Source organism: Larkinella arboricola, from assembly GCF_003259745.1.
Taxonomy (GTDB): domain Bacteria; phylum Bacteroidota; class Bacteroidia; order Cytophagales; family Spirosomataceae; genus Larkinella; species Larkinella arboricola.
In genome coordinates, this window is sequence record NZ_QLMC01000002.1 from 499062 (window position 1) to 521870 (window position 22809).

17 protein-coding genes are annotated in these 22809 nt (G+C 54.6%); 7 read left to right on the forward strand and 10 right to left on the reverse strand.

Annotated elements, in window-relative coordinates; all coding sequences use genetic code 11:
* Nucleotides 1-118: 118 nt before the first annotated feature.
* Both LX87_RS09160 and LX87_RS09165 read right to left on the reverse strand, forming a co-directional pair.
* A complete protein-coding gene (locus LX87_RS09160; protein WP_111627908.1) occupies nucleotides 119-682 on the reverse strand; it encodes a Crp/Fnr family transcriptional regulator in 564 nt (187 codons plus the stop codon).
* 211 nt (nucleotides 683-893) lie between these two features.
* Entirely contained in the window at nucleotides 894-3266 is a 2373-nt protein-coding gene (locus tag LX87_RS09165) for a TonB-dependent receptor (RefSeq protein WP_170139332.1), read from the reverse strand.
* Between the two features lie 90 nt (nucleotides 3267-3356).
* Between LX87_RS09165 and LX87_RS09170 the strand changes: the two genes are divergently transcribed.
* Both LX87_RS09170 and LX87_RS09180 read left to right on the forward strand, forming a co-directional pair.
* Nucleotides 3357-4040 (forward strand): endonuclease III domain-containing protein, encoded by a 684-nt coding sequence (locus LX87_RS09170; RefSeq protein ID WP_111627910.1) that lies wholly within the window; start codon nucleotides 3357-3359, stop codon nucleotides 4038-4040.
* 475 nt (nucleotides 4041-4515) lie between these two features.
* A complete protein-coding gene (locus tag LX87_RS09180) occupies nucleotides 4516-5589 on the forward strand; it encodes an endonuclease/exonuclease/phosphatase family protein (RefSeq protein WP_111627912.1) in 1074 nt (357 codons plus the stop codon).
* Between the two features lie 102 nt (nucleotides 5590-5691).
* On the opposite strand, the gene LX87_RS09185 is transcribed toward LX87_RS09180, so the two are convergent.
* From LX87_RS09185 to LX87_RS09210, 6 genes are all read right to left on the reverse strand, one after another.
* Entirely contained in the window at nucleotides 5692-6486 is a 795-nt protein-coding gene (locus tag LX87_RS09185) for a carboxypeptidase-like regulatory domain-containing protein (protein WP_111627913.1), read from the reverse strand.
* Between the two features lie 182 nt (nucleotides 6487-6668).
* On the reverse strand, nucleotides 6669-7505 hold the full coding sequence (locus LX87_RS09190) for a hypothetical protein (RefSeq protein WP_229310602.1): 837 nt from the start codon (nucleotides 7503-7505) through the stop codon (nucleotides 6669-6671).
* Complete coding sequence (locus tag LX87_RS09195; RefSeq protein WP_111627915.1) at nucleotides 7468-7986, reverse strand: thioredoxin family protein; 519 nt, start codon at nucleotides 7984-7986, stop codon at nucleotides 7468-7470. The genes LX87_RS09190 and LX87_RS09195 overlap by 38 nt, the downstream gene beginning before the upstream one ends.
* A 75-nt stretch (nucleotides 7987-8061) precedes the next feature.
* The gene (locus tag LX87_RS09200) at nucleotides 8062-9144 is read right to left on the reverse strand and encodes a Gfo/Idh/MocA family protein (protein ID WP_111627916.1); all 1083 of its coding nucleotides are present in this window, start codon (nucleotides 9142-9144) and stop codon (nucleotides 8062-8064) included.
* Nucleotides 9145-9350: 206 nt separating this feature from the next.
* Nucleotides 9351-10397, reverse strand: coding sequence for a GNAT family N-acetyltransferase (locus LX87_RS09205; RefSeq protein WP_211325287.1), 1047 nt, complete (start codon nucleotides 10395-10397; stop codon nucleotides 9351-9353).
* Nucleotides 10398-10587: 190 nt separating this feature from the next.
* Nucleotides 10588-10824, reverse strand: coding sequence for a hypothetical protein (locus LX87_RS09210; RefSeq protein ID WP_111627918.1), 237 nt, complete (start codon nucleotides 10822-10824; stop codon nucleotides 10588-10590).
* A gap of 670 nt (nucleotides 10825-11494) precedes the next feature.
* Here LX87_RS09210 and LX87_RS09215 point away from each other — a divergent pair.
* The 5 genes from LX87_RS09215 (at nucleotide 11495) to LX87_RS09235 (ending at nucleotide 19571) form a co-directional block, all read left to right on the forward strand.
* On the forward strand, nucleotides 11495-14611 hold the full coding sequence (locus LX87_RS09215) for a SusC/RagA family TonB-linked outer membrane protein (RefSeq protein ID WP_111627919.1): 3117 nt from the start codon (nucleotides 11495-11497) through the stop codon (nucleotides 14609-14611).
* Nucleotides 14612-14634: 23 nt separating this feature from the next.
* Nucleotides 14635-16188 carry a RagB/SusD family nutrient uptake outer membrane protein gene (locus LX87_RS09220; protein WP_111627920.1) on the forward strand — a complete coding sequence of 518 codons (1554 nt, stop codon included), beginning with the start codon at nucleotides 14635-14637 and terminating at the stop codon, nucleotides 16186-16188.
* Between the two features lie 39 nt (nucleotides 16189-16227).
* Nucleotides 16228-17115, forward strand: coding sequence for a DUF6528 family protein (locus LX87_RS09225; RefSeq protein WP_146624457.1), 888 nt, complete (start codon nucleotides 16228-16230; stop codon nucleotides 17113-17115).
* 97 nt (nucleotides 17116-17212) lie between these two features.
* Entirely contained in the window at nucleotides 17213-18157 is a 945-nt protein-coding gene (locus LX87_RS09230) for a glycerophosphodiester phosphodiesterase family protein (RefSeq protein WP_111627922.1), read from the forward strand.
* A gap of 1 nt (nucleotide 18158) precedes the next feature.
* A complete protein-coding gene (locus LX87_RS09235) occupies nucleotides 18159-19571 on the forward strand; it encodes an arylsulfatase (protein WP_111627923.1) in 1413 nt (470 codons plus the stop codon).
* Nucleotides 19572-19692: 121 nt separating this feature from the next.
* Here LX87_RS09235 and LX87_RS09240 read toward each other — a convergent pair whose 3' ends face one another.
* Both LX87_RS09240 and LX87_RS09245 read right to left on the reverse strand, forming a co-directional pair.
* Entirely contained in the window at nucleotides 19693-21693 is a 2001-nt protein-coding gene (locus LX87_RS09240; RefSeq protein WP_111627924.1) for a putative Ig domain-containing protein, read from the reverse strand.
* A 653-nt stretch (nucleotides 21694-22346) separates the two neighbouring features.
* Nucleotides 22347-22676, reverse strand: a complete 330-nt coding sequence (locus tag LX87_RS09245; RefSeq protein WP_111627925.1) for a DUF4377 domain-containing protein — start codon at nucleotides 22674-22676, stop codon at nucleotides 22347-22349.
* Between the last annotated feature and the right edge of the window lie 133 nt (nucleotides 22677-22809).

Genomic DNA, 22809 nt, shown 5'->3' on the forward strand with positions numbered 1-22809 from the left:
CATTCTTGCATAACCGCAGCCCTTAGTACTGGAAGAATGATTCATGGTTTGCCTGGTTTGAAGTTTCAGGCAAAGCTATTCGCACGGTATCGGCTCTTTTTTCACCTAGGGTAAATAATCACTTTAGATTCCTGATACGGCTTAAGGAAGGTTGCGTAATACCCAGGAATTTCGCGACGTCGCCCAGGGATAAGCGTTGGGCAATCGAAGGGTTCTCCGCTATAAACTGGTGGTAACGGTCAACAGCATTTTCTTCCAGTATCCCACTGATTCGTTTGATCATACTCGCTGTGGCATTGTCGGTCACCTTTCGGAACAAGGTTTCGATGCAATGGTGTTTTTTGCTGAGGCTTTCCATAGTATCAAAATGGATGAGCGTGGCCGAGGTGTTTTCCAAAGCCGTGATTATAAATTTCGATGGCGTCCGGCTATGGAAACTGTCGAAAACGGAGAACAGGATGTCTTCGGCGAAAAAGCAATGAACAAACTCTTTGTCTTCCCGGTAAGACCAGATCTTTGCCAGCCCGCTGTTGATGAAAAAGATATAATTACAAACATCCCCCTCTCGCAGTAAATAGTCTCCTTTGGCGTACGTCTTCGTTTTAATACTTAGCAATAGGTCAGCCTGTGCCTGTTCGTCCAGGGGGGATAATTGATTACAGTATCGGATGAAATCAGTCATTTAAAAAACCTGTTTGAATGCCTCTAAGGTAACGAAGCCAGAAAGACGGCCGTGATGAACAGAAAGAAGTTCAGCCTCATTTCGATGATGCAATTCTTCATTTTGGCTACGGCAAAATACAATGTATTGCTCTTGCAGCCGGCTCCATACATCCGGACTGCCGTACAGGTTGCAAGTGCGTTTGGTGCCCGCCAACGGCCAGCAATATGGTTTAAAACTCCCAGCGGTAATTCAGAATCGGAATCAGGCCCAACTGGTATTTTTTAACCACTTTTCCCTGATACGCGTCGAAATAACTGTAAGCCGCATTCTGGGCACCGGTCAGGTTTTGCAGATCGAGCGAGAGCGTGCGGCTGTAACGGGTTTTGCTCTTTTTCCAGTAAATCCGCACATCGGTCCGGAAATAGGCCGGAAGCTGCACATTAAAATCGTCGCTGGTGTATACCGTGGTGCTCAACTGCCGGGATGCCGTGAGATCAATCGTGCGGTCGCGGAAACCACCGGCGTAGGTAAGCCGTCCGTTCAGGCCCCAGATGCGGCTGCGGTTTTCGCGGCTTCGGGTCCATTCCTTTCCGGCGGTCAGGTTACTGGTGAATTTCCCGTTGAACCGGGTGTCGCGCCAGATGCCGTCGGTGGCCTGATACTGCGAGTCGTATACGGAACCGGAAGCCAGCAGGTAATAGGTTTTGGCGAGGTATTTCTGAAACGTTAGCTCGATGCCCCGGTTGCGGCCCTTCCCGGCATTGACCAGCGGCTCATTAACGTACGCTTCCATCACATTCAGGGCCGAAAATGTGCGGCCCGGTAGCTGACTAACCGGCACGTCGAACAGCATCTGGGAATAGGCTTCAATTTTGCCGTAACTGTCTGGCCCGAACTGGTGGGTGTACCCCAGCACGAGGTGGTGCGCTTTGGTAAACCCAAGCGATTTATTGTCATAAAGCAGGCCCCCCGGCGTGGTTGGTTTTCGGTTGTTGGATAAATAAACCTGCGGCAATTGCTGCTGGCTGTGCAACCCATACGCCAGCGTTACGGCTTTACCCGGCAGCAGTTCCCAGCGTACCGAAGCCCGCGGTTCGAGCGACTGGCTCTTGTTGTACATAAAGCTGTTGTAAAACAAACCGGCGTTAACGGTCAGATTGTCAGCCGGTAACCACTGGTAGTTGACGTATGGCTGAATCATCCAGCCCGCCAGTGAGCTGGTGAATAGGGGGGTAATGGAGGAGCTGATAAGCATTGGGCGATCCGCCCGCCAGAGTTCCAGGGAGTTTTCTGCACGGGTGACATAAATGCCGGCTTTAAGGCTGTTTCGGGCATTAATCCGGTAGTTCAGCGAGGTTGTCAGGGTATACCGGGTGCCATTCTGGTCATCGTTTTCGTAATTGGCCCGGAAGCGGGTGTCGCCCGGAAAGCTTTGTTCCCGGCTGCTGTTGTTGGCCGACAGCACCAGGGCGGTTTTCCACAACAGCCGGGTGCCGAGCGGCTGGGTCAGCGTCAGGCCACCGGCGGCCATGCGGGTGGTAAAGGAAATGTTGTTGCGGTCTTTGTCTTCTTCCTGTTCCTCGGTGGCTTTGGCCACAAAATCGTTGCTGCTGTTTCCGGCGACGCCGAAAACCGTCAACCGGCCCCCTTTGCGGTTTGGGAAGGTTAGATTAAACGACAGGTCCTGAAACCGGATGTCTTCACCCCCGAACGAAACGCCCATCGCGCCCAGCAAACCCGTAAACGAATACCGGTAATTGACCAGATACGACGAACCTTTCTGCTTCGAAATCGGTCCTTCAGCCGCCAGATCCAGGCCAATCAACCCCGCCTGGGCGATAAATTCATGGCGTTCGTTGTTGCCCGGGCGCAGGCTCATGTCCATCACACCCCCGACGGTGTTGCCGTATTCAGCCGTAAAGGCACCGGTTAGAAAACGTGTGGTACCGAGCAGTTGCGCACTCAGCATATTCACCCCTCCACCCGCAGCCGTCGGGCGGTCGCCGATGGTTCCGGCGTTGCTCTGGTGATTGGGATTGACGATTTCAACGCCTTCCAGCCGCCAGATGAGGCTGTTGGGGGAGTTGCCCCGTACGGAAATGTTGTTGGTGCCGTCGTAGGCATTAACCACGCCCGCGTAAGCCGTTGCCAGCCGGGCCGGGTCGAGGTAGCTGGCCGGAAACCGCAGCACTTGTTCGGTGGTAATGTATTCGGCGCTGATGGTCCGGTCGGTGCGGGTTCCGATGGCCGTGGCCTCGCCCAATTGCTGAACGCCCGGTTGGAGTTGAATGTCCAGCACCTGCTCCTTGCCCGATTCAACCAGCACTTCGTTGATGATCATTGGCTCGTAGCCCACAAACGAAACGCTAAGTTGCTGACGGCCCACCGGAACGTTGGTCAAGCGAAAACGACCTTGTTCGTCGGTAATGGTTCCCGTGTTGGCGTTCAGTAACTGAACCGATGCACCGGCCAGCGGGCGGCCCTGGCTGGCATCCGTGACGGTTCCGCGAAGGGTTTGGGTCAGCGTCTGGGCCCGACCGGCCAGCGCCAGCAGACAGAGAAGCAAAAAGGAGAGGGTTCTGGAAAATATAGATGTCGTCATCTGATCATGTACGAAATGAAACCATAAAAATACGACGACATTTAACCAAGTTGGTACACATTCAGTTGTTCTGACAAAAATCATTTTTCAATGACAACGTTGGATGCGACCCAGAAGACGGTTTTGGTGCATGAGATTTTGAACCAGCACTACGGTATTCAGGAAATTTATGCGCGGCTCGACCCGATGCACGAACTGATTGCCACGGTATTATCGCACCGGACGACGCACGCCAACGAGGTCGCGGCATTTCGCCGGATGCGGGAGCGGTTTGGTTCCTGGGAAGCCATCCGGGACGCGCCGGTTGACGAATTGATCGACGCTATCCAGACCGCCAATTACCCGGAAGTAAAAGCCCCCTATATCCAGCAAATCCTGACCCGCATCATCGCCGAGCGCGGAGAAGCCAACATCGATTTTCTGCGCGACATGAGCACCGAAGACGCCCTGGCCTGGCTGACGGCCCTGCCGGGTGTGGGGCCTAAAACCTCCACGCTGTTGCTGCTTTTTAATTTCCGGAAGCCGGTGCTGCCCGTCGATACGCACGTTCACCGGGTGACGCAGCGGCTGGGCATCATCGGCCCGAAGGTCAGCCCCGAAAAAGCCCACGCCATTTTGCTGGCGTACCTGCCGCAGGACGCCCTGGTGCTGTACAATTTTCACAAACACTTCTACTGGCACGGCCAGCGGGTTTGCACCTGGAGTTATCCCAAATGCCACCAGTGTGTGCTGCGGGAGTACTGCGATTACTACGCGGAACGGCAGAAACGCTGAAAAACGACTTTCATCGTCCGCCATGTTCCGGTAAAGGTTACCTCCGTGCTAAACGATGTTACACCCGCGCTAGCCCATCGCCGACCTTCACGCTACCTTTGTGCCGTCGGGAAGCCACTCGACAGAATCGTCCACAACAGCAAATACTGCCATGATTACTAAATCGGCCACTCGAATGTTAATGCCCATTCCTTTTCAATTCCGCCGGTTTCTGTTTACCAGCCTGACCTTTCTCGGAATAATGCTGGTCGGCCACGAAAACGCACAGCCACTCAAACGCCGGTTGCGCCGAACGCTTCTTGTCAAAGCGGGCAAACCCGTTTCCGCCCAACCGGCGGGCCGTTTCATTTTTTCACGCCCGGGAGAATTAACTTTTTATGTACAGCGGCCCGTGTTATTAAGTGGGAAGTAAAGTTCACGCGGAAAACTCTATCTTGCCCACGAATTTTCGTCGGTCCTGTTTGTGACATCTTAAATGAGCAACATCGAGTATTTTTTGATTGGTTACGCTTTTTTTATTACTACCATCTCATTCATACACCTCATTCGGGTTGATGCCTGGTGGATTCGCATCTGGGATTTTCCGCACCTGCAACTGACCTTGCTGTCGGCCCTGGGACTGCTGGGCTGGCTGGGGTTGAGCAGAAGCACCGACTGGCTGATGATGCTGGCGGTAGGTGGGTTGCTGGCGGCCATGCTTTATGAAGCCTGGCTGATTTATCCCTTTACGCCCCTGCACCGCAAGCAGGTCAAATACCTGCGTGAACGGAAGGAAGGGGGAAAGGAACAGAATCTGATCCGGATTCTGAACGCCAACATCTACATGGAAAACACCCACTGCCCGGATGTCCTGAAGCTGGTGCAAAAACACGAGCCCGATGTCGTTATGATTCTGGAAGCCAATCAGCGTTGGAAGGAGGCCCTGCAACCGCTCGAAGCCACCTATCCGTACCAGATTCTGCATCCGCTCGAAAACACCTACGGCCTGTTGTTTTATTCCCGACTGCCCCTGCGGCATCACGAAGTCCGGTTTCTGGTGCAGGACGACATTCCGTCCATTTACGCGCAACTGGAAATGGAATCGGGGCAGTTGGTGCATTTTTACGGGATTCACCCCATGCCGCCCAGCCCGACCGAGCATTACCGTTCGACCGAGCGCGATGCGGAGTTGCTGGTGGTGGGCAAGGAAGTCCGGAATCAGAAGGGGCCGGTGATTGTGGCGGGTGATCTGAATGATGTGGCCTGGTCGCACACCACCCGGCTTTTCCAGCGCATCAGCGGGTTGCTGGATCCGCGCGTGGGGCGGGGGTTGTACAACACCTTCCATGCCCGGTATTTTTTCATGCGCTGGCCCCTCGACCATTTTTTTGTTTCTCACCACTTTAAATTGCGCAAAATCCGGCGGCTGCCCAATTGCGGTTCCGACCATTTTCCGATGCTGATTGCGCTGGTTTACAGTCCCGAACCCGTTGATCAGGAAACCCCCGAACCCGAGCGGGACGATTTGCAGGAAACCGAAGAAATCATTGAGAAGTCCGACGCCGATTGATGGCCCCGCTCAGCCTATCGCCTTACAGTGGGGAGCCGTGAACCTAAAGAAAAAGCCGCCCGTCGAATGACGCAGCGGCCGGGAAAAGTCTGTTGAGAAGCATTAATGACGGTTCGTGTAACCAATGCCCAGGGTGTTCGAGCGGACGGCTGATTCGGTACCCAGGAAATCGAGCGTAACGGATTCTTTGTAGTCCAGATCGCCGTCGAAGGCATCGGTTACAAGCAATTGTTCGCCGGTGGGCTTATAAATGGCCGAAACCGTGTAGCGGCCAATGGGAATATCCCGGATAAAATCATCATAACGCTTCTTGGTCTGGAGTTTCAGTGTTTTGCCGGCTGAACCGTCAATTAGCGGGCCAACGGGTTTAAACGTAAACTCGACTTTATCATGCTCTAACGCATAGGCATTCGGGTCGCGGTGTAATTCAGCGGTGCCGCCGTAATACAAATCCAGACTCAGGTCCGGGATGTGGCCGGTTAGTTTCCACTGAAAATTGCGAACGGGTTTTTCATCTTCCGAAAAGCTGTCGGGGTTTTCGGGGTCGAGCAGAATTTTATACACCCGGTCGTTGTACTGTTTCAGAATGTAGCCTTTGGCTACCCACTGGCCGAGGTCTTTCACCAACTGGATTTTGTAGGTGCCATTCGAGCCGGTATTGACTTCGGCACCCCGGTCTTTTATCACGGTATTGGCAATATACACCGTGGCGCGGGGCAGCGGTTTGCCCTGCGGGTCTGTCACCAGGCCCGTCACGGCCCCGGCCTGCCCTTTGGTGCCGGTGTCCGAACTATCCGGCCCCGGTTCCGAACCATCTGATTTGCAGGAAGTCAGAGCGCAGCCCGTCAGGACGAGGGCCGCGAAGGTGAAATGCTTAAAGGCGTGTAGAGCGTTCATTAGGTGGTTTGTTGTTTGGATGAAACAAAACTAGCCTTTTCAGGACGTTCGGTTCAAGGCCCACCGGAATGGGAAGCAACAAGCCGTGTATGAACTGCGGAAATAACCGCCTGATTTGGAAAGAAGCTGAGAATGGCTGGCGCGTTTATCTGAAACAGGCGTCGGCCAGCGAATACCGTTTTTTATTCTACTTCCGACACAATTACGTAATTGTCGTGGCGGGTAATCCCGTAGAGGACCAGTTTGTTCTTTGCGCTCCGGTCGATGGCAAACGCCTGCCCTTCGCTCACGGTCGGAATGGTTTTGACGTATTGCAGCGTCGAACCGCGATCCGGCAGCTTCAGCACGTAAAGTTCGGGTTTGTCGTGGCCGGTGCAGTAAAGGAGTCCGTCTTTGCCCCAGGTGCCGCCCGAAGAGCTTTTGGAGGCAAACGCCTGGAGTACGTTCGCCGGGAAGGCCCAGGATTCCAGCCGTTCCCATTTTTCGCTGAACTTCACCAGCATCGTCCAGCGGTTATCACGCCCTTCCGCCGATGCTTTATCCGAATAATTGGCGAAGGCTACCCACCAGAAACCCCGGTAGAAATCGGCCCAGGTCGCCGAGCCGGGATACAGTCCGAAGCTGTGGGTGCCAATGTGCCGAAGTGTTCCCGTATCGAAAATCTCGATGGAACTGAGCATCGGAACGTCCGGATAATTGGAGTGTACGCAATAAAGCTTTCCATCCAGCACGACGCCACTGTTCAGGTGTTTGAGCAGACCGGTGGTGTCTTTCCAGTTGGCTACCTGCCTGCCGTCGGTCTTGGTGTGTTTGGTCAGCGAGGTATTGTTAATAACGTAAAAATGCGTTGCATCCACCGCCACGCCCTGCTTTACTTCTTTCAACTGAAACCGTCGGGTTTCCTTTGCTTGCTGGGCAAAACCGGATTTGAACAGCAGGAGCGCCGTCAGTAAAAGGAGGGTCGTAAACCGCATGGTCGGGTCAGTTTCTTTTTTTCGGAAGGTACGATTTCGGGTCAAGGGCTTTGGGCGACCAGTGCTGCAAAAACTCCGCAACGAGTTTCGGACTGTGTCCTTTCCCTTCTTCCAGGTACGCCGAATTCTGGGTGTGGAGCCGGTTGCCCTTCCCGTCCAGAATCACAAAAACCGGGAACCCAAACCGTTGCGGATAGCCTAATTGTGCCAGCGTGGCTTCGTTCCTGTTTTCCGGACTATAGTTGACCCGCAGCACCTCGTAATGGTCGGTCAGCAGGCGGCTCAGGGTGGTATCGGAATGGGTCAGGTTATGAAACCGGATGCACCAGACGCACCAGTTACCGCCGATTTGCAGCAGCACGTGTTTCCCCTCTTTACCGGCTTTGGCAACCGCGTTTTTAATGTCCTGCTGGGCGTCGGCTGTCGGGTTGTAGATGCGGGGCTTTTCGGGGTTGGCCCCTTCCTGCGCTTTCAGTTCCGGGAGCGTTCCAAGCAAAAGGATGAAGGCAAAGAGAATGGTTTTCATGGTTGACGAAAATTAAAAAAGACGTTGCCGATTAACCTGTTCTGATTGACCAGCAACGTCTTTCGGGTGAAGTTTTTACAGCATCACCGGCTGGCCCGTCCGCACGGATTCATCGCAGGCGAAGGCAATGCGGAGGCTGTTGACGGCATCCTGCAAATGATCGGTCAAATCGACGTTTTCGCGGATGGCCTTCAGGAAATACCGTTGTTCGCGGTTGCACAGTTCCTGGTGATCCGGCTCGTCCTGCATGTCGATCCAGGTATCTTCCTGCACAAACTGGTCGTTTTCGTCGAGGGGGGCGTAATGCACCCGCAGGGACTCGGTTTTGGTATGCGAATCCACGTTGTCCGATTTTCCGGCGGCTCCGGCGTTTTTGGCAACGATGGAAACACAGCCTTTCGGCCCGATTACGTCCTTCACAAAAAAAGCGGTTTCGCTGATCATCGGTCCCCAACCGGCTTCGTACCAGCCGACCGAACCATCTTCAAACCGGATTTGCAACTGGCCGTAATTGTAGTTGCCCGCCGGAATTTCCTCGGTCAGCCGGGCGCCGATGGCGTTGACCTGTACGGGTTTGGTACGGGTCATCTGGCACATCACGTCGATGTAGTGAACCCCGCAGTCGACAATCGGGCTGAGGCTTTTCATCAGGTTCCGGTGAACCGTCCACATATAGCCGTGGCTCTGCTGGTTGAGGTTCATCCGCATCACCAGCGGGCGACCCAGGCCCTGGGCCACTTCGATGAATTTTTCCCAGGAAGGATGCTGACGCAGGATGTACCCAACGACCACTTTTTTACCGGCTTTCTCGGCGGCTGCGACCACGCGTTCGGCACCCTCAACGGTGTCGGCCAGCGGTTTTTCGATGAAAACGTGGCAGCCACTTTCGAGCGACTGAATGGCGAAGGCTTCGTGTGTGTCGGGGTAGGTTGAAATACAGACGGCATCGGGTTTGGTTTCCTGCAAAGCCGTCGTCAGGTCGTTAAACAGCGGATAGCCCCCACCAAGCCGTTCGTTCAGAACTTCCTTGCTTTTGCCGGTGGAAACAATGCCGCAGATTTCAAAACCGTCGATAGTAGAGTACGCTATTGCGTGCGAAGCACCCATGTTGCCGCAACCGACCACGAGTACCCGCACCGAAGAAGTTGGAGTTGACATTGTAGAATTTGAGTTAGAAATGGCAAGTTGGGACAGGATCAGGAATAAAAAAAGGACGGATTGACTTTGCTCAAAAATCTTCTCGTATTTGTTGGTATGTCACAATTCCGGAAAAGAATTGACGCGCAACACCGCCCGGGCCCTGTATCGTCCCTGTAAAAAAGACAAAACACGGCCCATTCCAGTTCCCTCCGGTGCGGTCGGCACTAGGTATAGTCGAATGAAGAACAATAGAAGGGTGCGTGCTGAAGCCGCTCCAACTGGTCGGGCGTCAGGCCGTGGGCTTTGATCATGACGTGCGTGTTGACCGACTCAAAACCGCTGAACAGCCCCATATTGGTGGTGACGGTGGGGAGCAGCGGGTCCTGGCTGTCGATTTGAATCAGGGCGCTGCTGAGTTGAAAGTGGGCCAGGACACTTTCCAGCAAAGTCGGTAACAGGGCTTCCCGGCCCGGCTGGAGATACGGGCCTTCGAGGGCGAGAAACCGGTAAGAGGGGGAGAACAGCCGGTTCAGCAACGGTAAGTGCGGTAACACGTACATCATCAGCCAGCCGCTGGTGCCGGGCATGGTTAGGAATTGCCAGGAGACGGGATTGGCCTGAACCCCCGCCACCCATTCGTTTCCTTCTTTGAGTCCGAAATAATTTCCCTGATACCCGATCCGGGCATCGGTTTTCAACGCATAGGTTTGGTAAGCGGCCTGGAGCCGGGGTAAAAAAGCCGTCAGCTCCGCGGGCGGAATCCGGGCAACGCGCGGATCAGGCCGTGGGCGTAACCGGCGGAACACAAAGGTCTTTAACTGCCCGTACGACGCAAATCCCCGCTCGTTGGAAAGCCGCATAGAACGGACGTTTTTTTCTTCGATGTAGGAATAGAAGAGATAGGGCGGGGTAAACTGGCGTTCGACGTACCGGACGGCTTCCGATTTCAGTAACCGACCGTAGCCGCGCCCCTGAAATGCTTCCGACACGGCCAGGTAGCGGCCATAAAAGCCGTCGATCGGCCCCCACGGCCCCGTTACGGTTCGCCGGTCGAGGCAGTAAAATCCCTGGAGGGTTCCGCTGACGTACAAATGGAAATAAAGCGGGTTCTGAAACTGCCCGATTTTCAGTTCCCGGCCAGAGTGACGGTACCGGATTCCGTGGGCACCGTAAACAATGGTTGCAAGCAAATCCGCAACGGCAACGTCGGCCACGGGTTTGACGACGAGTTCCAGCGTGTCGTTTTGGAGAAGAATCGTGCTGTCTGACATGCAGTGGGCCAGGAGGTTAACCCTGCTTATGGGCATACAGACAAAAATACAGGTTGCCCGCGAATTGCCAAACGGCCAGCCGCTGGTTAGGAACCGGAATGACAGCCGCAGCGAAAGTTTTCTTGTTGAATCCGGTAAACGCGTCAACCCGACTATAGCCGGAGCCCTTCTTCCAAAAAGCCGGTTGAGGTCAGTGAACGGTCACCAGTCGAAACTGCACAAACCGCTTCAGGCAGTACAGGCATTTATAATAGCGGGTGGGCATATAGAAAAACAAAACTTTCATCAGCGCGGGTCTGGGCTGTCGTTCCAGCGCGTGGGTGTGTTTACAGTACGGACAGCCGGGACCAAATGCTGGCCGGTAAAAGAGAAACGGCAGGGTAAAAAAGACCAAAGCGAATCCGGTCAGGACAAAAATCAGATACATAACCGTAATAGGATTTTTTTGGAAAGAGAAAAAGAACAAAAAACACTACCCGCTAGACCCGCATAGTCTGGCAAAGGTTGTAACCAAAAAGGCGCATAAGTAATTTTCGAAGCGGCAAAGAACTGCTTTTTAAACTAAAATCCCTTTATATATGTCCGAAAGTTGATCAGTAGATACATCTTCTTTCATCCTTTTCAACCACTATACGTATCGGTTAATTAAAGCCGGACCGCTGGAGAAAAAAAGGCAAATACACGTTGCAATGAAGGTTTATTGGCGAGCTTCCGATGGCGCCTGCCTTCCGTTACCCAGTCCGGCCAAAAAACTGATTGTATGGCCCTGTCTCGGCTTTCTGCCGTCGGTCTGTTTCGACGGTTTTTCGGGCCTGCAATCCAAGCAATTAATCGAACGGTAATCCAGCAGGCGGTACAAAACCGGGGAGCCACGAAAAGGTATGCGATATGAAAGCGAAGCGAATCACTGTGCCGGGCTGGATAGGAACTTCCGTTTTAGATAAAATAATGATTCGGTAATAATCGCTTTATACCCAATTCTGGCCCTAAGAATAATTTTGCCCCGGGAAAAAATGAAATTCAAGCCGTATTGCCCATCTCTACCTGCCCGGATAAGGCGCTAAAATTTAACTACTTACCCTATAACCCTGTATTGTATGAACCATGATTTACCCATTGGGCCTTTTATCGGACGATCCTTCTACGGACATCCGGTTCGTACGGGCCTGCTGATGACCGCGTTGCTTTTCGGACGCGCGGTTTACTCCGAAAACCTGCTGGCCGCTGTCCCAGCCGCTTCCCAAACCGCAACCGCTCAGGAAATTGTTATTCAGGGCACTGTTCGGGCTTCCGACACGAAAGAACCGCTGCCCGGTGTGAGCGTCGTTGTCAAAGGCACCAACCGGGGTGCTACCACCGACGCATCGGGCAATTACGAAGTCCGGGTGGCCGACAATCGGGCGGTCCTGATCTTTAGTTTTCTGGGTTACCTGTCGCAGGAACTGCCCGTTGGTTCGCAAAACCGGGTCGATGTAACCTTGCAGGCCGATAGCCGGGCGTTGCAGGAAGTGGTGGTGGTGGGGTATGGTACGCAGAAGAAAGTCAACCTGACGGGGGCGCTGTCCGTACTCGACATGAAAACCCGCGAGAATACGCCCGTTACGAACGCCAGTCAGGCGCTGCACGGGGTTTCCGGACTCTGGGTTAATCAGGCGGGTTCCAAGCCGGGTCGCGACAACGCCACCATCCGCATCCGGGGCGTCGGCACCACCAACAACAGCAACCCGCTTGTGCTGGTCAACGGTATTGAGTACGACATGAACGAGGTGAACCCGAATGATATTGAGAGTATTACGGTTCTGAAAGATGCGTCGGCGGCCATTTACGGATCGCGGGCGGCCAACGGTGTTATTCTGGTGACGACCAAGCAGGGGAAAGAAGGCAAGACGCAGATTAACTACAACTTTTCCTACGGTATTCAGCAGCCGACGATGATGCCGGACGTGATCTGGGACCCGATTCAGTATATGCAGCTCAAGAATCAGGCCCTGCGCAACGAAGGCAAAACCGTGGTCGATTACACCGACGCCCAGATCGAAGAATACCGTCAGGGCATGGCGACCAACCCGTATGCCTACCCGAACATCAACTGGTTCGATCTGGTGATGAAGAACGGGACGCTGCAACAACACCACCTCCGGTTTTCGGGCGGTACCGAAAAAATTCAGTATAATTTCGCCCTCGGTTACATGGATCAAGACGGGGTTCTGATCAACGCCGACCACGCTAACCGGTATTCGCTGGACCTGAATCTGTCGGCGCAGGTGGCGAAGGGGCTGCGTGTGGGGGCCAACCTGACGGGCAATTACCGCAAATACTCCGAGCCACCGGGCGGAACCGGCGGTTATTTCAACTCGCTGATGCGGGTGCTGCCGATTTTCACCCCGTACGTCGAAGACGGTCGTTACGGCAATGTGGTGTTTCGGACACCGGGCCGAAATTCCATCGAAAACCCGATGAAGCTGATTCAGGAAGGCTTCCGCAACCGGTCCGACCAACGGATTCTGACCAAAATTTTCGCCAATTACGAGTTGCCGTTCGGCCTGACCTACAACGTTAACCTGGGCTTCGATAAACTGGATTCATACGACAAGGTGTTCAACCCGAGCGTCAATACGTACCACCCGCTGACGCTGGCTCCGATGACCTACGCAGCCGGGTATGCCTCTAACTACAACACCGATAACCTGACGCTGACGTTTTACCAGACCCTGAACTGGGACAAACGGTTTGCCGATAAACATCAGGTTTCGGCCATGCTCGGAACCAGTTACAACGACTTTGGCAACAGCTTCTTCAGCGCCCGGATTGAAGGCTATCTGGATAATACGCTTACCGACATCAGAGCCGGTTCGATTAACCCGACCGCCGACGGAACCGTTACCCGCGACCGGCTGGCGTCGTATTTTGGCCGGGTCAACTACAGCTTCAGCGAAAAATACCTGCTCGAAGCCATCCTCCGCTACGACGGTTCGTCGCGTTTTGCCCGGGCCAACCGCTGGGGCTTCTTCCCAGGTCTGTCGGCGGGCTGGCGGATCGATCAGGAAGCGTTTTTTGATTCGCGGTTTATCAGCCTGCTCAAACTGCGGGCGTCGTACGGCAAACTCGGGAACCAGGCCGTGCCGCTCTACAGCTACCTGAACGTGGTGAACCTCGGTGCGGATTACAACTTCGGAAACACAATCCAGCCCGGGGCCGCCGTCACGACGTATAACGATCCGAGCATTAGCTGGGAAACCACCACGAGCTACAACGCCGGAATTGACGCCGAAGCCTGGTCGGGAAAACTGGCCGCCAATGTAGACGTGTTCAAACGCCGGACCTCCGGGATTCTGCGGCAGGTGGCCATACCGTCGCAGGTCGGGGCGCTGGGCGGTCCGCAGCGAAACATCGGCGTGGTCGATAATACCGGCTTTGAAGTGGGCCTGACGCACCGCAACCGGCTGGGACAATTCCGGTATGATGTCCGGACGGAAATCAGCTACGTCAAGAACGAGATCGTGGACCTGAACGGCGAAACCGTCATCAGCGGTCGGCGGATTCTGAAGGAAGGCTACCCGATTGATGCGTATTACGTGCTCCAGGCCGACGGTATTTACCAGACTCAGGAAGAAATTGACGGGAGCGCCAAGGTAAGTTCGGCGGTGCGACCGGGTTATCTCAAATACCGGGATATCAACGGCGATAAGGTCATCAATGGCGACGACCGCATCATTACGGGCAACTCGATTCCGAAATGGAATTACAGCTTCGGGCTGAATATTGGCTACGGCGCGTTTAGCCTGAATACGTACTTTCAGGGTGTGCAGGGCATCAGCATTTACCCGACGGCCAACCTGGCGTACCCGGTCAACAACGGCGCGGGGCTGACGAACGTATGGGCAACGGATTCGTGGACTCCGCAAAATACCGGCGCCCGGCTGCCCATCCTGACCACACCGCAGGGTGCGTCGGAAAACTATCAGAACTCGACGTTCTGGCTGCGCGACGGTTCGTACCTGCGGATGCAGACGGTGCAGTTGACGTTTGCCGTGCCGGACAAGTGGCTCTCGAAAGCCCGCATCAGCAAACTCAATCTGTTTGCCAACGGCCAGAACCTGCTCACGTTCTCGAACTATAAGGACTCTGACCCCGAGCGCGACATCAAGCTGGATACGCTCTATGATTATCCGCTGCTGAAAACCGTCAGCTTTGGCCTGAATCTCGGGTTCTAGTTCCACCTTCCAACTCTTCAACCATGAAAAAAATAATCTATATAGTCGTAACCGGACTGCTGTTGTCGGGCTGCGGCAACGACATTCTGGAAACGCAACCGCAGGACCGCTACACCGAAGAAAGCTTCTGGAAATCAGAAACCAACGTGGCGGCTGCCATGATCGGCTGTTATACCGTGCTCCGAAATGAGGGCCTGTTTGGCGGAACCGCGACGCCCCTCTGGGAAGAAACCGCCACGCCGAATGCGTATAATTATGACAATTCCGGCGGCTGGAACGTCATTGCCGCTGGTACGCAGACCGCGACGAATTCCACGATCATCTCGGCCCGCTGGAATGATGCTTACCGGGGCATTGGTCGTTGCAACACGCTGCTGGCCCGCATTGATCAGGTCGGCATGGACGAAACGCTGAAAAACCGGACCAAAGCCGAAGCGACGTTTCTGCGGGCGCTGTATTACACAATGCTGGAAATGTATTACGGCGACGTTCCGCTGATTCTGGACGAGCCTGACCCGACCACGCAGGCCAACCTGCCACGCACACCCCGAGCCGACGTGGTGGCCCAGATTCTGAAAGACCTGGATGCCGCAGCCGCCGTATTGCCGGTTAAATACAGCCAGAGCAGTGATCTGGGCCGGGCTACCCGTGGGGCCGCGCTGGCGCTGAAAGCCCGCGTGTTGCTGTTCGAAGCGAGCCCGCTCAATAACCCTTCGGGCGATGCGGCCAGGTGGAAAGCGGCCGCTGATGCCGCCAAAGCCGTGATGGACCTGCCGGGAGCGGGGTACGCGCTGTTTCCCAATTACCGCAATTTGTTTTTGCCCGCCAACGACAACAGCGTTGAATCCATTTTTGACGTGCAGTACAAGAGCCCGGAGCAGGGAAGTTCGTTTGATCTGATTGGCCGTCAGTACAATACCAACGCGCCCGTTCAGAATCTGATTGATGCCTACCTGATGAAAGACGGTTTGCCGATCAGCCAGTCACCGCTGTACAACCCCGCCAAACCGTACGAAAACCGCGATCCGCGTCTGTACCAGACCGTGGTGTATCCCGGCGATGTGTTTCAGGGCGAAGCCGTAACTCCTTCGCGGTTTGTGGTTACGGGCTACGGCATTAAGAAATACACGATTTACGACAAGGAAGCCAACCCGGTCAATTTGCAGGGCGGTCGGTCGGAAATCAATTACATGGTGATTCGCTACGCCGACGTGCTGCTGATGTACGCCGAAGCGCAGAATGAAGCCGGTGCCACGCCGGATGCGTCCGTCTACGATGCCATCAACAAAGTGCGGGTGCGGGCCGGAATGCCGACGATTGCCGCCGGAAAAACCAAAGAACAGTTACGCGATCTGATCCGGCTGGAACGGCGAATCGAGTTTGCGGGCGAGGGTTTCTACTACAACGACATCCGGCGCTGGAAGCTGGCCGAACAGGTGTTGAAAGGGCCAATCACCAATTACGACAACAAACCGATTATGACCCGTACCTTTAACGCCCAGCGGGATTACTGGTGGCCGCTACCGCAGACACAACTCGACCTGAACCCGGCCCTGAGCCAGAACACCGGTTATTAAACCGTATGAAAGAAACCCTATTTCCATTCCCTGTTTGTCATGAAAAAAATTAGTGTATTGCTTAGTTTGATGGCTATTTCGTTTGCCAGTGTTGCCCAGTCGCCGAAAGAAAAACTGTTGCTGGTGTGCGGAGATAGCAAGGTATTGCTGGTGGATTATCAAAATGGAAAAGATACGATTCCGGCGGTGGTCTGGACCTGGGACGCGCACGAAGCGATGGACCTGCCCGCCGAATTTCGCACCCGGAAATTCAACACAATGGACGACTGCAAAGCCATCCAGAACGGCGAGCAGATTCTGGTTTCTTCGTCCAGCGGGGCCATTGCCATTATCAACCGGAAGGACAAAAAAGTACTTTTTCACGCCAGCGTACCCAACGCCCATTCCATCGAACTGTTGCCCAATGACCTGATTGCTGCGGCTGCTTCGACCAATCCGACCGGCAACCGGATTATGCTGTTCGACCGGAAGCAGCCTGACAAACCGTTGTTCAGCGACAGCCTGTATTCGGCCCACGGCGTGGTATGGGATCAGAAACGGCAGAGTTTGTATGCGCTGGGCATGACGGCTTTGCGGGAATACAAACTGGTTCGGACGGGTTCGCCCTCGCTGAAACTCGTGCAGGAATGGAAAATTCCGGGCAACAGCGGCCACGACCTGCAACCGACGCTGGATGGTAATTTTCTGTATCTGACCGAAACGGGCGGGGCCTGGCAGTTTGATCTGAAGAAGCACACGTTCACGAAGATTCCCGGTTTTACGGACGCTCCCCACACCAAAAGCGTTGGCCGCGACCGGTCCGGGCAGTTTATCTACACGGTGCCGGAAGAGAGCTGGTGGACTTTCCACGTCCGGTTCCAGCACCCGACTCACGCCCTGAGCTTCCCGAACATGAAAGTTTACAAAGCCCGCTGGTTTCAGCCCTGAGTAGCCGGGTTCGGTTCCACCGGGAATCGAACCCTCTTTTTGGGAAATTATCCGCTGCATAGAAACGGTTTGAAAGACGGTTTAAACGACTTGTTCGATGAAATACCCTTTCCTTTTCGCAGGGCTGCTCGGTGCAGCCCTGCTTTGTGGTTTTAGCGGCATGGCTCCAAAACCGCAGCTCAGGACCATCCGGGCCAGAGACGCTCAGCATCTGAAAACGTTTTTTGCGTACTCGCCCGACCGGCTGCCGTTTGTGAGCGCCCACCGGGGCGGGGCGCGGAAGGGGTTTCCGGAAAATTGTCTGGCAACGTTCGAAAACACGCTCGGGCAGGTCCACGCCATCCTGGAAATAGACCCGCATTACACCAGAGACAGCGCCATTGTGCTCATGCACGACGCCACGCTCGACCGCACCAGTACCGGCCACGGCAAAGTGGCGGATTATACCCTGAAGGAGTTGCAGGCATTCAAACTGAAAGATACCGAGGGCAACGTAACGCCCTACGGCATCCCGACGCTCGACGAAGCGCTGGACTGGGCGAAGGGCAAAACCATTCTGGTACTGGATAAAAAAGACGTGCCGATTGAAGCCCGTGTTCGGAAGATCGAGCAGCACCGCGCCGAGGCCCATGCCATTGTAATGGCCTACAGTTTTGAAGAAGCCAAAACCTGTTACCGGCTGAATAAGAAGATGCTGATGGAGGTGATGTTTGGCACCTTGGAGAAGGTTCGGGCGTTTGATCAGACGGGCGTACCCTGGCAGAACGTGGTGGTTTTTGTCAGTCACAACCTCGGTATTGATCCGGCGGTTTTCCGGGAAATTCACCAGCGGGGGGCCATGTGCATGGTGGGCAGTTCGCGCAACTACGACATGCAGTACGCCAAAGGAGAAATCAAATCGGTGGACGAACTGAACCGGAAGTACCTGAGCATCATTGACAGCGGAGCCGATATCATCGAAGCCGATCTGGCCATTGAAGCGGGTACGGCCCTGAAACCTTTGCAAAACCGGACTTCTTCCAAAGCTCTTTATTTTCGATAACATGAAGCTAAAAGCCGTATTCCTGCCCGTCGCCGGGCTGATTGTGCTGCTGATGGGCAGTTGGTCGTTTAAACCGGAAAGGGCACCGGTTGCCCGCAAGCCCAACATTATTCTGATCGTGTCCGACGATCTGGGTTACGGGGATGTCGGATTCAACGGGCAAACCAAGATACAAACGCCGAATCTGGACCGGATGGCCGCCGAGGGCCTGGTGTTTCGGCAGCAGTATGCGGGTACGGCGGTTTGCGGTCCGTCCCGCGCGGCCCTGCTGACGGGCATCCATACCGCCCACGCTACCGTGCGCGAGCTGTCGGAGTGGAGTCTGAACGGTAAACCCGCCGATTTGCTGCCGTCGGATGTAACCGTTGCCGAGGAGCTGAAACGGGCGGGTTACCAAACCGGGATGATTGGTAAATGGGGGCTGGACGAGGGCGGAACCACCGGGAACGCGCTGGCGCAGGGCTTCGATTATTTTTACGGTTTTAAGACCCACCGCGAAGCCCACCATTATTACCCGGAATACCTCTGGCAAAACAACGAAAAGGTGCTGCTGCCGGGCAACGACTGCGCCCGGAAAATCGGTACGTATTCCAACGACACCTTTGCCAGTCAGGCACTGACGTTTATTCAGAAGCACCGGGACGGACCGTTTTTTCTCTATCTGCCGTTTACGCTGCCCCACAACGAACTGACCGTGCCGGACGACTCCAAACAACCGTACCAGACGCTGGGCTGGCCCGAACGCCCGATGAAAGTGGCTCACTACCACCACGACCCGGACGGTAATCTGGCCTACGCGGGCATGGTGTCCCGGCTGGATCGGTACGTCGGGCAGATCATGGCCGAACTGAAAAAGCAAAAGCTGGACGAAAACACGCTGATTATGTTTACGAGCGACAACGGCCCCGGTTTCGACGACGGCTTTTTTGACAGCAACGGGCCGTTTCGGGGCAAGAAATTTCAACTCTACGAGGGCGGTATCCGGGTTCCGTTTGTGGCCCGCTGGCCGGGTACGATAAAAGCCGGAAGCGTAACCAGTCATGCCTGCGCCTTCTGGGATTTTCTGCCGACGGTCTGCGAACTGGCGGGCGTCAGGCCGTCGGCCACGATCGACGGTATTTCGTACCTGCCGACGCTGCTGGGTAAACCGAAAGCGCAGAAGCGGCACGACTTTTTTTACTGGGAAATCAACGAGCGGGAAGGCCCCATTCAGGCCGTGGTGATGGGGGCGTGGAAAGGCATCCGGTTTTACGAAAAACCGTTTGAGCTGTACAACCTCCGGACTGACCCCGGTGAAACCGCGAACCTGGCCGACCAGCATCCCGAGGTGGTTGCCAGACTGAAAGCCGTGATGACCGAAACGCGCACCGAACACCCGGAATTTCCGCTGACCAAACGAAAGGCGAGGTATTAATCGGTTTTGCCTGAACGATTCCCGTTTTAGATGAAGCATTAAAAAGGCTGACCGGATATTCCGGTCAGCCTTTTTAATTACCCCATTGCATACCGCTGGGAGGGGTCCAGCGCAGGTTGCTTTACTGCGTTTTCATCAGTTTATGGCGTTTGGTCCGGTGGCCTTCGCCGACTTGCAGTAAATACAGGCCCGGCGCGTTTTTGTCCAGGCGAATTAACTGGTCGGGCTTGACATCCGACAGTTGCAGCACCTGCCGGCCCTGTGCGTCATAAATGGTCACCGGTAGCTTGTCTTCCTCCCGGCCCTTCACCTGTATAGTAAACGACTCCACAAACGGGTTCGGATAGGTGGTAACCGTCAGGCCAGCCGTTTCGGCGTTGTCTTCGATACCAAACCGGGCATTGGATCTATCAATGACGGTAAATTGAAGGGCATAGGGCGTGCCCGCTGTTCCCTGCCCGCCTGCTCCACTGTATGTAGTACCGGTCAGCGTGTAGTTGCCTACCTTGGGTGTCCAGTTATGGTAGTCACCGTTGTTGTCGCCAAACAGGGCGTAGGGAGCCCCCGTCTCGGTACGACTGTGAGTTTGGGTACCAGTCAGTCGCATCACGACCGATCCTACTGTGGCCGGACTTGTATTGGCGCGAATATTCAGGTTGCGCGTGGGCAAAGTAGCTAGGTTGATCTGCTCGCCAGCTGTTAATTCTTTGATCTGCTGATTTGTTACGGCATTTATTAGGCTGTAGCTAACCACCCGCGGACTCGTCGAAGTCTGATCGACTACACTAAAGTTGATCGAATAAGCCGTACCCGCCGTGCCGCTACCTCCTGAACCGGTGTAGGGCGTGCCCCGTAACGTGTAATTACCGGCAGCGGGCGTCCAGCCGTTGTAGTTGCCAGCTTCGTCCCCGAACAGGGAATACGGGAAGCCCGTCTCCTTTTGCGTTCTGTTTAGCGTGCCGCTCAGCACCATCACGACCGATCCCACCCGGCCCGGATTGGTGTTGGCCCGGATGCTCAGGCTGCGCGTGGGCAGCGTGGACAGGTTGAGCTGCTCGCCGTTGGTTAAGGTTTTGATTTCCTGATTGGTCGCGGCATTCATAAGCGTGAAGCTCACCACCGCCTGCTGGGAGGTAGACGGTTGGTTGACCGTCAGCGTGAAGTCGTCGGTGGCCTGTCCGCCCCGGCCGTCGGTGGCCGTTACCCGAATGTTGAAGGTACCGGTGCTGGGCGGTGTTCCGCTGAAGGTGCGGCTGCCGGTATTGAACGATAACCAGGAGGGCAGAGCCGAACCACTGGTCAGGCTGGCCCGGTATGTGAGGGCATCGCCGTCGGCATCCGTGAAAGTGTTGCTCGGGAAGGTGTAATTAACGTTGATTCCTACCGTGGCGCTCTGGTTGGGAATGGCGTTGGCAACTACCGGGGCCCGGTTGGGCGTCGGCGTGGTGCCGCCCGAACACTTCGTTTCGCCCGTGCTCAGGTTTTGGGCCGTCGAGGCAGATACCGAAGAGTGGAACATCACAATCCGGTCCAGCAGGTGCCCCTTCGAGCGGGCCGAAATCTGAAGTTTGTAAACACCCGGTTTATCAAACTCGACGAAAACCGGCAGGCTTTCGCGGTCACTTACGCGCGTGGCCCAAGCCCAGGTTGTTGTACCCGCATTAAAGTAAACCTTAAACCAGCCACCGCTTCCGGCTCCGTTGGGGTTGGGCGTTTTGCCGCTGCCGTAGGGGTATACCGTGCGACCAGCCTGGCCGTAGAAATCACTGGCGTCGGGAAAGCGCAGCCAGGTGTCGTTGTGTTCAGTCAGGACCGTGCCAATACCAACTTTGTTGCGCCACTGGAATGTGTACCGGCCCGCCTTGTTGATTCGGATGGTGGTTTCGATCAGACCAACACCGGTCTTGTTGAAGTTTTCGGCACCAGTCCAGTCGATGTAGCCTGAGCCGGTATAATTGCTGGCGGCCGTTTTGCGCTGCCAGCCGCTGGGCAGGTTTAGGTTTTCGGTTTCAATGACAACCAGACCGTTTTTATCTTCATAGACGGCCGGGCAGGTTTGTGCGAATAACTTCGCTGGTGAAAGGAGGAGAACAAGGAGTAGATAGGAAATGTAGTTTTTCATAATGAGTAATCAGATTGGTTTTGTGTACGGTTGTAAAATAAGGTTAGTGCATAGGTGGATAAAAAGGGATTTGATTGGTAAATAAAGACTTCTAAACACCCCCTCTCGGGAGGGAGCCAGGGTTTGTAATCATGGGTACGCCTGGACTATCGTAAGACAGCAGAAAACCTTCCTGTTCTAGCGATTAAAAAGATTAAGTAGATGAAACCTTGGAAGGTTCTCCCGGGCTACCGATTTGCCTTTTAATGTGAATGGAAAGCCTATTTATCAGATTATAAGGAGCATAAACTGCAAGGCTGCTCTCTTACGCCAGGACGAAATTAAAAAAATCTTAGAGAGAAATTAAAAACTTCTTAGAGAAAAATGATAAAATAATTTTTACGTACCGTAGAGAAGCTACCCTGGTTGTCTGTTATTTATAGGCTGGCCGGGCTGGAATGAAGGATTTTGGTGTCTAAATCCCGTCGGACTGTTCAGGATGGAAGGTGCGCACGAAGCGTGTCGGGAGGGCAGCCGGCTTTTCAGCCGTTGCGGGTCGCTAGGAGGAATAAATACGGAGAAGGCAGCAGGACCGTCCCGTTCGGAAAGTCCTGCGCAATGGTCTGCTGGTACCGGGTCAGAAATTGAGCTTTTTCTTTCGCGTTTCCGATGGTTTATTTCTTTGTTTTCTCGTCAATGCTCACCAGAATGTAGCGGATGTTGGAGCCGTCGGCGGGCGGATTTTTAACCCTTTTCCGTTTGACCGTAAGCCGGTATTCGTAGCCTGCCTCGTAGGTAAACTCTTCAATACCGGTGTAATGATAGGTCCAGGAGGTGTCACCTTCCATCTTGACCAGCAGGCACTTCTGCGGACCCACGCCCGTGCAGTCCACCTGATGGTCGCCCACCCATAAGGTAATAGTTTCCGGTTTCAAATCGTCCTTATCACAACCGGCAGACAGGAGCATAAAACCCAGGGCAAAAAAATAGAGAAAACGATTCATAAACAGTGTATTTGTCGGCGTAACCTATTCCGTAGACCTGTTTTCGGGAAGATCCGTTGTAAGGCTATGCATAAAATAGGGTAGCCGCTTCATTTTTCACGGTTTAATGCTTTTGTTGGTAAAAACCACCGTG

What these genes read in the sequence shown, in the direction of transcription:
- LX87_RS09205 (WP_211325287.1), bottom strand. Translation starts at nt 10,397, where the DNA reads ATGTCAGACAGCACGATTCTTCTCCAAAACGACACGCTGGAACTCGTC.
- LX87_RS09230 (WP_111627922.1), top strand. Translation starts at nt 17,213, where the DNA reads ATGAAATACCCTTTCCTTTTCGCAGGGCTGCTCGGTGCAGCCCTGCTT.
- LX87_RS09240 (WP_111627924.1), bottom strand. Translation starts at nt 21,693, where the DNA reads ATGAAAAACTACATTTCCTATCTACTCCTTGTTCTCCTCCTTTCACCA.
- LX87_RS09235 (WP_111627923.1), top strand. Translation starts at nt 18,159, where the DNA reads ATGAAGCTAAAAGCCGTATTCCTGCCCGTCGCCGGGCTGATTGTGCTG.
- LX87_RS09170 (WP_111627910.1), top strand. Translation starts at nt 3,357, where the DNA reads ATGACAACGTTGGATGCGACCCAGAAGACGGTTTTGGTGCATGAGATT.
- LX87_RS09220 (WP_111627920.1), top strand. Translation starts at nt 14,635, where the DNA reads ATGAAAAAAATAATCTATATAGTCGTAACCGGACTGCTGTTGTCGGGC.
- LX87_RS09210 (WP_111627918.1), bottom strand. Translation starts at nt 10,824, where the DNA reads ATGTATCTGATTTTTGTCCTGACCGGATTCGCTTTGGTCTTTTTTACC.
- LX87_RS09200 (WP_111627916.1), bottom strand. Translation starts at nt 9,144, where the DNA reads ATGTCAACTCCAACTTCTTCGGTGCGGGTACTCGTGGTCGGTTGCGGC.
- LX87_RS09185 (WP_111627913.1), bottom strand. Translation starts at nt 6,486, where the DNA reads ATGAACGCTCTACACGCCTTTAAGCATTTCACCTTCGCGGCCCTCGTC.
- LX87_RS09195 (WP_111627915.1), bottom strand. Translation starts at nt 7,986, where the DNA reads ATGAAAACCATTCTCTTTGCCTTCATCCTTTTGCTTGGAACGCTCCCG.
- LX87_RS09225 (WP_146624457.1), top strand. Translation starts at nt 16,228, where the DNA reads ATGAAAAAAATTAGTGTATTGCTTAGTTTGATGGCTATTTCGTTTGCC.
- LX87_RS09180 (WP_111627912.1), top strand. Translation starts at nt 4,516, where the DNA reads ATGAGCAACATCGAGTATTTTTTGATTGGTTACGCTTTTTTTATTACT.
- LX87_RS09215 (WP_111627919.1), top strand. Translation starts at nt 11,495, where the DNA reads ATGAACCATGATTTACCCATTGGGCCTTTTATCGGACGATCCTTCTAC.
- LX87_RS09165 (WP_170139332.1), bottom strand. Translation starts at nt 3,266, where the DNA reads ATGACGACATCTATATTTTCCAGAACCCTCTCCTTTTTGCTTCTCTGT.
- LX87_RS09160 (WP_111627908.1), bottom strand. Translation starts at nt 682, where the DNA reads ATGACTGATTTCATCCGATACTGTAATCAATTATCCCCCCTGGACGAA.
- LX87_RS09245 (WP_111627925.1), bottom strand. Translation starts at nt 22,676, where the DNA reads ATGAATCGTTTTCTCTATTTTTTTGCCCTGGGTTTTATGCTCCTGTCT.